We start from the raw sequence: 217 nt of genomic DNA, 5'->3' as shown, positions 1-217 counted from the left end.
GGAGTTTGATTGGCCTTTCACCCCTACCCACAACTCATCCCCGCAGTTTTCAACCTACGTGGGTTCGCGCCTCCACAGCATCTTACTACTGCTTCACACTGGCCATGGGTAGATCACCCCGCTTCGGGTCCAGGACATGCCACTCAACACCCCATTAGGATTCGGTTTCCCTACGGCTACCCCACACGGGTTAACCTCGCGACATGCCGCTGACTCG

1 rRNA gene is annotated in these 217 nt (G+C 57.1%); it reads right to left on the bottom strand.

Annotation, left to right across the window (positions count from 1 at the left end):
• Positions 1-217, bottom strand: a 23S ribosomal RNA gene (locus HMPREF2785_RS07660); the annotation flags it as partial.

Origin of the sequence: Corynebacterium sp. HMSC067D03 (assembly GCF_001811185.1) — a bacterium.
Classification (GTDB): domain Bacteria; phylum Actinomycetota; class Actinomycetes; order Mycobacteriales; family Mycobacteriaceae; genus Corynebacterium; species Corynebacterium coyleae.
This window is presented reverse-complemented; position numbering and strand designations above follow the sequence as displayed.